We start from the raw sequence: 1,340 nt of genomic DNA, 5'->3' as shown, positions 1-1,340 counted from the left end.
GGCTCTTCACAGATGAGGGTGTAGGCGGGGTCGGAATCCGCCGGCTTCGAGCAGGGACCTCGCGACGTAGTTGGTCAGGTTGCGGAACCCGAGAGCGGAGCCGCGCAGGTGCTCCAGCCGTCCATTGATGGCCTCGGTGGGTCCATTCGAGGTGCCGGGCCGGTCGAAGTAGGCCAGCACGTCGTCGGCGCGCCGCTTCAGGGTGCGGCCGAGCTTGCGCAACTCGCCCAGGGCGGCGGGCACGCCGTGGCTGAGGGAGTCGATCAGCCGGCACATCAGTTGCCGTCCTCGTGACCTGTCGACCTCGCGGTAGGCGGCGATCATGCGTTGGTAGACGCCCCAGGTTGCCTCGACTTGGACGTGCTGCTCGCCGTCGAACAGTACCTCGACGCGTCGGTTCTGCTTGTCGGTGAGCAGGTCGGCGCCGGTGTGCAGGGTGCGCCGGGCGGCGTACAGCGGGTCGCCCTTGCGGCCGCGGTGTCCGCAGGTGTCCTGCTGGACGCGGCGGCGACACTCATCGAGCGCGTCGCCGGCCAGGCGCACCACGTGGAAGGGGTCCATCACAGTTACCGCGTGGGGCAGTTCCTCGGTGGTGGCGGTCTTGAAGCCGGTGAAGCCGTCCATCGCCACCACCTCCAGGCCGGCTCGCCAGGAGGCGGGCCGGTCGGCGAGCCACTGCTTGAAGGCCGCCTTGGAGCGACCCTCGACCATGTCCAGCAGCCGGGCCGGCCCGGTGCCCTCACGCACCGGGGTGAGGTCGATGATCACGGTGACGTACTTGTCCCCGCGACGGGTGTGCTGCCACACGTGTTCATCCACGCCCAGGACCTTCACGCCGTCGAACCGGTGCGGATCGTTAATGAGCACGCGCGGTCCCTCGGCCAGGACCGCGTCGTTGGCGGTGTTCCACGACACGGCCAGACTCTCGGCGACGCGGGCCACGGTCAGGTGCTGACACACGATGGCCACCAGCGCCCACCGCAGGGCGCCGCGGGAGAGTTTCGCCCGCGGCTCCGCCGCTCCCGTGGTGTCCTGGCGCCACACGTGACCACAGCCACTGCACCGGTAGCGGCGCACCGTGACCAGCAACGTCGTGGGACGCCAGCCCAGCGGCTCGTGCGCCAGCACCGCCCGGCCTGCTTCGAGGCGCTGCCCAACAACTTCGAGACCAAGCTCGTCCAGCCCGGCGAACGTGGTCAGGTCAGGGGTAGTGAAGGTAGCGTCAGGCACGTCGAGGTCTTCCTGATGGGCAGTGTGAGAACTTCCATCATCGGAGGACCTCGACCCCTATCCGACGAGCGACGCGCCCACGCCCTCTACACCCTCATCTGCGAAGAGCC

General features: G+C 69.0%; 1 protein-coding gene. It reads right to left on the bottom strand.

The annotated features are described in order from the left end of the window. Nucleotides 1-6: 6 nt before the first annotated feature. Complete coding sequence (locus tag PSD17_RS23105) at nucleotides 7-1,230, bottom strand: ISL3 family transposase (protein WP_339124489.1); 1,224 nt, start codon at nucleotides 1,228-1,230, stop codon at nucleotides 7-9. Between the last annotated feature and the right edge of the window lie 110 nt (nucleotides 1,231-1,340).

Origin of the sequence: Pseudonocardia sp. D17 (assembly GCF_036984265.1) — a bacterium.
GTDB classification, from domain to species: Bacteria; Actinomycetota; Actinomycetes; order Mycobacteriales; family Pseudonocardiaceae; genus Pseudonocardia; species Pseudonocardia benzenivorans.
This window is presented reverse-complemented; position numbering and strand designations above follow the sequence as displayed.